7 protein-coding genes are annotated in these 9248 nt (G+C 34.7%); 1 reads left to right on the forward strand and 6 read right to left on the reverse strand.

What is annotated here, in order from left to right; translation table 11 throughout:
• Window positions 1-184: 184 nt before the first annotated feature.
• Both VFM92_RS05585 and VFM92_RS05590 read right to left on the reverse strand, forming a co-directional pair.
• Complete coding sequence (locus VFM92_RS05585; protein ID WP_325121209.1) at window positions 185-3997, reverse strand: T9SS type A sorting domain-containing protein; 3813 nt, start codon at window positions 3995-3997, stop codon at window positions 185-187.
• 35 nt (window positions 3998-4032) lie between these two features.
• On the reverse strand, window positions 4033-5802 hold the full coding sequence (locus VFM92_RS05590; RefSeq protein WP_325121210.1) for a tail fiber domain-containing protein: 1770 nt from the start codon (window positions 5800-5802) through the stop codon (window positions 4033-4035).
• A gap of 316 nt (window positions 5803-6118) precedes the next feature.
• Here VFM92_RS05590 and VFM92_RS05595 point away from each other — a divergent pair, with 316 nt between their 5' ends.
• The gene (locus VFM92_RS05595; protein ID WP_325121211.1) at window positions 6119-6556 is read left to right on the forward strand and encodes a hypothetical protein; all 438 of its coding nucleotides are present in this window, start codon (window positions 6119-6121) and stop codon (window positions 6554-6556) included.
• A 43-nt stretch (window positions 6557-6599) separates the two neighbouring features.
• Here the strand turns inward: VFM92_RS05595 and VFM92_RS05600 are convergent, their stop codons facing one another.
• From VFM92_RS05600 to fsa, 4 genes are all read right to left on the reverse strand, one after another.
• Window positions 6600-6986 carry a hypothetical protein gene (locus tag VFM92_RS05600; protein WP_325121212.1) on the reverse strand — a complete coding sequence of 129 codons (387 nt, stop codon included), beginning with the start codon at window positions 6984-6986 and terminating at the stop codon, window positions 6600-6602.
• Between the two features lie 47 nt (window positions 6987-7033).
• Window positions 7034-7747: a cell division ATP-binding protein FtsE gene (locus tag VFM92_RS05605; RefSeq protein WP_325121213.1), complete on the reverse strand. Its 714-nt coding sequence runs from the start codon at window positions 7745-7747 to the stop codon at window positions 7034-7036.
• 47 nt (window positions 7748-7794) lie between these two features.
• Window positions 7795-7998, reverse strand: coding sequence for a fructose-6-phosphate aldolase (locus VFM92_RS05610; protein ID WP_325121214.1), 204 nt, complete (start codon window positions 7996-7998; stop codon window positions 7795-7797).
• 134 nt (window positions 7999-8132) lie between these two features.
• Entirely contained in the window at window positions 8133-8789 is a 657-nt protein-coding gene (gene fsa, locus VFM92_RS05615) for a fructose-6-phosphate aldolase (RefSeq protein WP_325121215.1), read from the reverse strand.
• Window positions 8790-9248 lie beyond the last annotated feature (459 nt).

Below are 9248 nucleotides of genomic sequence, written 5' to 3' on the forward strand. Positions count from 1 at the left end.
GAGTATTTAAATATTGAAAAGATTTATATGAATTATAAATTGAATGGATATTCTTGCTTTTAGGACAATATAAATGGTCTGATTCTATAGAAATAGGAGAGGAGAACTAGACCATTTTAGAAATTAAATTCACCAAGCACACTTTTTAAAAAATGAATAGTGCCTGGTGAATTAAAGAATTGAATTATTGCTTTATCATCTTAGACATCAAATAATTACCATCTGCATCTTGCAGTCGTAAAACGTAACTGCCTGTAGGTAAGTCATATAAATCTATTTTAGTTTGACCATTCTGGACTTTTAATCTTTTATAAATGATTCCTTTTATGTCAAAAATGATTAATTCGTTTGCATTTAGCATATTTTCCAGGTTCAAATAGAGTTCATTTTTTACTGGGTTAGGATAAAAGCTAAAAACTAAGCTTTCCTCTGGTTGGCTGGCGGTCACTCTTCCTGTTTCTTTTACATTTATGACTCCATCTTTTACCAGTGCCTCCACATTAACGACCTCACCTTGCTGACCTGTTAGATTAAAATCGATATCAGATGTTTCATTTGTTTCTACACCAGGATACTCAATTCTCAACCTATAATCACCAAGCGGTAAGTTGGGAAAGGAGAATTCACCATTTTCATTTGTTTTCACATAGGCCACAACTACATAATCTTCATCCAATAGTCGCAAAGTGCTGTTGGCTGGTTTTGAAGAACCTGCAAGTCTTCTGACACTTACACCAGCACCACTTAATCTTCTTCTTGGCAATTTTCTGAGCGTTGAATCAGCATCTTCATATTCCTCTTCTAAAATTCCTGAAATTTCAGAACCTGGTGTTGTGGATACTTCTGGTTTTTTCTCTACTGTTATTGAAATACTGGTCTGGTCACCTTGAAGTAAAAGTGTATCAGCTAGCTGCCAATCCAATGTATTGCCCAAATAAGTAGGAATTAAATTTGCATATTCACTTGTATCTGGGTCTGCCAGAATGATATAATCACCTAATATCAGATTTTCAAAATTGAAAGTATTAGTTCCTGCTAAAGCCTGAACAGCAGCAGTATCATATTTATTGGCAAATGGGTTGATGGCAAATAATCTAATATTTCCTTCATTCACATTATTGTTATCCACGTCTATCACATTTCCAGAAAGATTTGCTGCAATTGTTTCGTACGGGATATAGGTTCTATGACTTCTTTTTCCATTATCATCAACTGCTTGAAACACTAAATCATATAGTTGATTAGGCTGTAAGGAAGAGCGGTTTGGTAAAAATTCTACTTCCACTTCTGGACTGGCGTTAAATCCTCTTACATTGAATGAGGAAGAAGATTGGTTGTTCCTTCTAAACTGATATCTCAATCTTAAAATATTATTATCATTATTACTTTTAACATTTATTTTGGTTGAAAGTCTACTGCCAATAATGATATTATTAATAGATGGAATTGGAGGAAGTCCACTTAATTGATATGGACTATTTCCGGCATATGGCCCTTGAGCGAGCGTACCATCTACAGGAATAAAATCATTATCAACATTCAAATTTCCAGATGTATTTTGGAATAGATTTTCTGTGTAATCAATATTTGTGGTAAATGTACTTCCAGTTGAACTATGTGGTTTTAAAATATTATTAACAAAAACAGCATCATTTATATTCGCAATAGTATCAATTAGGTTATTAGAAAAGACAATATTATTCATTCCATTATTCACTGCTGATGTTGAAAATTGAAAATTGAACGGTCTCACTCTGATGTTGATATTGTGAGAGATGTCAAAATTTTGATAATTCGCATAAAGTCCACTTGGTTCGCCCTGCACATCAGTAATGTAAAAAGCAAAAATTGGGTCATAATTTCCTTTAAATGTTAAACTATCGATATGACTTACAAAACCAAAATTGCTACCAGCTAAAAAGCGGTTTCCAATAAAGCTTACATTTTTCAAGGTGTCGCCTTCAGTGAAGTATGAATTATTCAATCTTACTGGGGCACTAAAGCTTAATCCCATTACTTGTGATCCATCAGAACCTGGTGCTAAAATTAGTTGGTCACCAACAATGGCGGATTCCGTATTAAATTGTAATCCTGCATTTTCGTTCAGGAAATAACCGGGCCCCAAAATCACTCTAGGAGAATTTAACAATAAGCTTCCAGCAGTTTGATAAGGTTCTGGCGAACCAGCTACATATATGGTGTCATTTGCTTTGCTGGCGTAAACAGCTTGGTACAAACTACTAAAATCTCTAGCCGTATTGGGTCTGTTATCTACATACCACGAACGCGGCTGTCCAATAATTTTCAGATTACTAAAACCAGAACTTAAGGCGAAATCGGCAATATCAGGATGCGTAGCTAGTACTCGATAACTTCCTGAATTTGTAAGCGAAAAATTATTTATTGATAAACTGGTTTGATTGGTGGCTATCGTATCATTATTGAAAATCCAGGTGTATTGTGTACCTTCTTGGTCTTCAATTGCGGATATTATTTCATAATCCTGGCCGATGGATAATTCAACATCTTGGTCCCCTCCAATTCTTGCTTGATTTCTGAAATTAAAATTGGGGAGAGTTAAGTTTGGAATCAGGCTGTTAAAACTTAATTGATTGCCACTAACATATAATTCCCGAATACTGCTGGCTGAAAAATCAGGAATTGAAGTGATTTGATTTAAAGCTACATCAAGTACCCTCAGGCTTGCAATATTGGTAAAAGCAGCTGGTAAATCGCCCGTTAGTCGATTTTGCCATAAATATAAATTATCTAACTGAGTCCAATTGCCAACCTCTTCTGTTAAGCTTCCTGTAAATTGCTGTCCGCCTAAATCCAGCCTAACTAAATTAGTAAGTTGATATAATCCAGCGGGAAATTCGCCTCTATTGGGCACAGTTGCTCCAATTGCAAAAGTATTGAGATTGGTTAGCGTTCCGATATCATCTGGAATTTCAACAAGCAATTTTCCATTTCCCCAAACATCTAAACCAACCAAAGAAGGTAAATGTATCAAATCTGGAAGGGTTCCTTCTAAATTATTTTGGTATAGAGATAAAACTTGGAGAGTGGTTAGGTTCTCCATTGTGGCAGGAACCGTACCAGATAGCTGATTATTATTTAAACTGATGGACAAAATATTTTGTAAATCGCCAATATTTGCCGGTATCTCACCTGTTAAAGAATTGTTGCCAAGGTTCAAGTGTTCTAGGCTTACTAAATTTGGTAAATTAGCGGGTATGTTCCCAGTAAAATTATTAGAGGATAGATCGATAGAAGTTACATTAGCTAAATCAGTTAAGCTAGCAGGTAACTGTCCAGATAGAAGATTGGAAGCGATATTTAACTCCCCAAGCCTTATGGCATTGCTAATTTCAGCTGGAATTTCGCCTTCAATTTGATTATTGAAAATGCGCACTTCTTGTAGATTTGCATGAAATACAGCTGGTAAAATAATACCTGTAAAGCTACAATCGTGTGCAACAACGCTTCTCAAATTTGAATAATTGGTTAGAAAATCGAATAAATTGCCCTCTAAATTTGGATTGATATAGGTAAAGAAGAATTCAAGAGAATCTAACGTTTTTAAGCTTTCCGGTAAGGTTCCCGTTAAGTTGTTATTGTTTACATCCAAATACGTAACTCTGCCTTCAGCATTTAGTCCAACTCCTTGCCATTCATTTAGTGGGGAAGTTAGCCATCCACCATTATTGATCCACGTAGTATCACCAGGATTAGTGGCTAGATATAAATCCACTAGGGCTAAAGAATCTGCGGAATTAGCTCTTGCTAAAACCGATAGAAATCCCTGCTGAGCTTTGAAAGCTCCGGTTTGCAAATTTTGGGTGCTGTAGGTGGTGGCAGAAACTTGCATGCTGGAGTTTCCACTTTCTATTTTTGCCGCTACATTTCCGTAATTATACCTGACTTGTTGTTGAGCCATTAAAAAATGACAACCCAACAGCAGAAAAGGTAATAGAAAAATTATAGATCGTTTCATAAGCTTGATTTTAAATCAGTTACTGAATATTTTGATTAATTGGAAGCTACTTTCTGCTCTTGAATTAATAGCTTTTCAAGCTTACCTATTCTTTCTGATAAAGCTTTCGTCTCATTTAGTGCAGTGGTTAAAGTTTCATTTTCTTTTTCTAAGCCTGCTACGTCTTTTTCTAAATGTTCAATCTTCTGATTTAATTCTTTAATCGATTCAATCAATACGGCAGTCATCTGTGCATAATTGACTGATTTGAATCCTTCTTCATTGGTATGCACAAATTCAGGGTAAATTTCTTCTACTTCTTGTGCAATAACTCCAATCTGTCTTTTTTGAGATTTATTTTCATCCTTCCAATAATAGGAGGCACCTCTTAGCTTTAACGTATTGGATAGGGAATTCTCCAGTGTGGTAATTTCTTTTTTCAGACGCTTGTCTGAAGTTACTGTACCTGTGGCAGTTATTGTTCCAGTTGACCCATCAATTGAAATAGAAGTATTATAAGACGCATCTCTTAATTCAATGAAGCCAAAAGAAGAGCCAATTCCATCTGGGCGTACTTCTAGTTGAAGTCTTAAATTATCAATTGCCGTGTTGTCTTCTCCGTATAGGTGGACAATACCATTTGTCTGTGAGCCAATTGCAGCATTCTGAAAATTACCTATGCCGGTATTACCCTCTAAAGTAATTGTGGTAGTTCCTATGCTGTCTCTTAATTCAATTCCGCCAGCTTTTTGTTCGTATAAATTAGATGTGATAAATACGTTTTCTTGACTAACCCCCCCAACATCCGTATTGTATAAACCCAGATTTGCATAATCATAACCACTTGGTGCTTCGTTTATATCCACCCCAAAATTTCTCATCCACCAGGTACCGCCATCATCACTGTTTCCAAAAAGCTGAAAAGTAGGGAGGTCATTATTTTCCCACCTTTTACCAGTAAGTTCGGCATTAAAAGAGTTTTTGCCCCACAGAGAAACATACCCTGAACCTCCTTCAGGATCGCCAGCTTCTTCTCTTGCATTTCCTACAGCTGCCAATATTCTACCCTCATTATCATACCAGTCTGTTCCAGACCTTTTGTAATTATTGGACATAACAGGACCATTGAAAATTTCTCTGGTTGCGGTATAATTTTCAATCATTCTTGAAACATTGTCATTAGTAGGGTTTTGTGCATATAAAAGTAAAGCACTAGTTGTAGGGTTGGTACTAGCTAAAATTGCACTTGCAAAATTGCCATTAACATCTAATTTGTTGAGTTGAAGTAAGCCCCCATTACTTCTTGCCCGTATAAAACCATTGGAAACCCCTAAGGAATCATAAATACCTAAATTTCCATAGTATCCCCCTGCAAACGAGCCAATACGAATATTTAAACTATCATTTACTCCGTATAATGATAATTCACCTGCATCTGAATTATCAACTTTTAGCTCTCCTCTTTTAGATTCAGTATCATTGAGTAATTCAAAATTCTTCTTATTTAGCCCTAATGGTTTGTAGAGCGTTACTGTACCTATATTGGTAGTATCTACTGTAATACTTAGAGGGGTTTCATTTACATTACTGAAAATACTGTCAGGCAATAAAGTGCTTTCTCCTAAAACCACGTTGTAAATACCATTATCAATTGACACATCAGCAATGGTTTCTGTCCAACCATAATCAGGTAGTTCAAAAATAAAAGTTCGTGCTCCATTTACCGGAACTCCTGACTCCTCTAAATATCCTTGAAAAGGAAGCTTTTGTGCTGCTAGTGATAAACTTGCAAAAAGAAGAATAATTAATAGGCTAAAATTTTTCATGATACTTTTGATTAGTTTTTGTTTTAATATAATGAATATCAATAAAATAGCTTCCTTCTTTTTTGAAATATACCTATTTATAAGTATAAAATTGAGGCATGATTTCGATGAATGGTAAATTTTTAAAGATTAAATTTTTACAATTAATTTAACTGGTAGTAAATAGTTTTTGGATAATTAATTTGGTTTTGTCTCAGTCAGTGAGTCTTGTAAAATATTTCTCTTCTGATATGAAATAATCATGAAAATATTTAAATAATTGTAGTACATTCATACAATAATGTAAATAAATACAGAGATATTAACATACTGAGCCATGGAAAATCAAAGATTATTTTATGAATGTAAAACTGCTAGAGTATACTATTATATAAAGCTGAAAGCTTTATTTCTAGAATATACCAGTAAGGTGAAAAGTGATGCAGAATTCATTGAAATCAACTCAGAGGTGTTAAAAGCATTTCAGCAATTAGATTGTAACCAATTTGTGGCGGATATTAGGAGGATGGGTGTTATTTCAGTTGCTTCTCAGCAATGGATTGTTAAAAATTTAATCCCCGGATTGATGAAGCACTTAAAAGGTAAGCCATTGTTTCATGCTCAATTGCTCGACCCCGTAGAAGTGTTCGCGAAAGTATCTGCTAAAAATATTAAAACCAAATCGGCTCAGGAAATCCCAGGATTTATTGTGGAGCAATTTTATGATACTGCATCGCTGGAAAATTATTTGAGCAGGCATCAGATGTCGGCTTAATAAATTGAGAATTTACCTTCCAAAGTACATTGGAAATAAGTTATTACCTTAAATCATCTAGTTCACTTTGATTGGTTAAGATACGTTCTTCTACGATGGAATATATGCGCTTGTCAAACATTCTTGGATTAAAAGAATATACTTTATATTCTTGAATGGTGAAGTTTCCGATGATCATTCCCTTCAATTCCGATTTGTATCGATTTTCGGTTTGAAAAATAGAATGAATGTAATGCCCTTTTTTATCTTCTGAGATTCTAAAATATTCACTTTTCTTGGTGAAAAGCAAAACTGAAAAATGGTTCAGCAACAAGCTATGAAGCTTTTTTATGATGGGTCTGAGCGTTTCGTTCTGAAAAGCTTCAATTTCTTTAGTACCAATTTTTATTTCTGCAGATGGAATTTTCAGACGGTCTTCAGCTTTATTCATATTCCAAAAAGCAAAATTGAATCAGATTGTTTAGCTAAAATGTTGATTTAATAATTACTCTTGAAATCAAAATCCTCTTTTTCGGAATCTAATAATTTACCTTGATGGCATTTTAATACCCTTGAAGGATGAGTATCCAAAAAGCTGTGGTCGTGTGTTCCCATCAAAATAGCCGTACCGCTTTTATTAATATCCGTAAATAACTTGAAAATGCCTTCCGAAACTTCTGGATCTAAATTTCCAGTTGGTTCATCGGCTATTAAAAGTACAGGTTCATTAATTAGTGCTCTTGCAATTACTACTCTTTGTTGCTCACCACCTGAAAGTTGATGAGGCATTTTATTATCTACAGCTCCTAATCCAACCCGCATCAAAACATCTGCCATACGTGTTTTCATTTTGGATTTTTCCTTCCAGCCGGTAGCCTTCATTACGAAATAGAGATTTTCTGCCACAGTACGGTCTGCTAAGAGCTGAAAATCCTGAAAGATGACACTTATTTTTCTACGAAGTTGCGCTACTTGCTTTGATTTGATGCCGTTGATTTTAAGTCCCGCCACTTCCATTTGACCCAATCGCAAATCCAAGTCGGCATAGAGGGTTTTCATTAATGAGCTTTTTCCACTTCCCGTTCTTCCTATCAGGTAAACAAATTCTCCTTTGCCAATATTCAATGTAATATCGCTCAGGATGGTTTTATCTTCTTGAAAGATGGTAGCGTTTTCTATTCGGATTACGGGTTCGTTGGAAAATGATGACATTATTATTAGTTGGATTCTAAAAGTTATTTACGCAAAATCAGTATCGATTAAATATCTAAAGCTTGAATTTTACCGAAAGGTAATTCATTTATAACTTTTTCCAAGGCGTCTTCCTTGCCTTCCAGTCCGTATTTATCTAAATTTTTCAACGGACGATCTGCTCTAAAATAAGCAATTAATACAAAATCATTATCCCTAAGTTGGATGTAATCTGGTATTTTTGCTTTTCCTTTTACTTTTATGATATACATTTTTTTAGAATCTAGAGTCTAGAATCAAGAATCTAGACTAAAAATGGATGAATTAAGATGATAAAGAGCTTTTCCAAAGTTCGAAACTTTGGAAAAGCTTTTACTGATTTCTTAATACTTATAACCTATAACTCTTACTTATTTCCTTTCTTATGGTCAGCTAAGAATTGAGCTAAACCTGAATCAGTCAAAGGATGTTTCAATAAGCCAGTAATTACTTTCAACGGACAAGTTACCACATCAGCGCCCATATTTGCACATTCAATTAGGTGCATAGTGTGACGAACAGAAGCAGCTAATACCTCAGTTTCGTATCCATAATTATCATAAATACGGATGATATCTTCAATTAAAGTCAAACCGTCAGTTGAGATATCGTCTAATCGTCCAATAAATGGAGAAACATAAGAAGCACCAGCTTTAGCAGCTAGTAAAGCTTGGCCTGATGAGAAAACGAGCGTGCAATTTGTTCTAATTCCTTCTGAAGAGAATTGCTTGATGGCTTTAATACCATCTTTAATCATAGGGACTTTCACTACGATTTTATCATCAATATCGGCTAATTCCCTGCCTTCTTTCAGCATAGTTTCATAATCGGTTGCTATTACTTCAGCGCTTACGTTATTATCCACTATATCGCAAATGGCTTTATAATGCGCTTTGATTTTAGCATTTCCGGTGATGCCTTCTTTCGCCATAAGGCTAGGATTTGTGGTTACACCATCCAAAACGCCCATGTCATAAGCTTCTCTTATTTCGTCTAAATTAGCGGTATCTATAAAAAATTTCATATCAGTAAATGTTTTTTTTGAGTTCAATTATGATGCAGCAAAGGTAAGGTTTTAATCTGGAAATTGAGTACAGGTATCACGGATGTTAATTTTGTAAACGAGCAGGAAGCTTATCATTACGGAATTTTTTAATCGTGTCAAACTAAATGAATGAAATGTCAGGAATATAAAAAATCAAATGTTAACAATATGCTCATCAACTGTATCAGCCTAAGCAGAAAGGTTGTAGAAATGTAAAGTTGGAACATTTAACCACTGATGATTAATAGCTTTTTAATTGAGAAAAGAAAATATTTTGAAAAATTAGGAGGGGAATAAAAAATGGATCAAGCAATAATTCTGGGGATTTAGGATTGAAGAATTAACTTTGTCAAAAAAAGACAAAGTGGATCAGAGTTTAATTGAGTTGTTTTTGCCAGAAGGGATTCTCGAATATTTCCAGGTTACTTCAGTTAAAAA

The sequence above is a fragment of the Marivirga sp. genome (assembly GCF_035704835.1).
Lineage (GTDB): Bacteria > Bacteroidota > Bacteroidia > Cytophagales > Cyclobacteriaceae > Marivirga.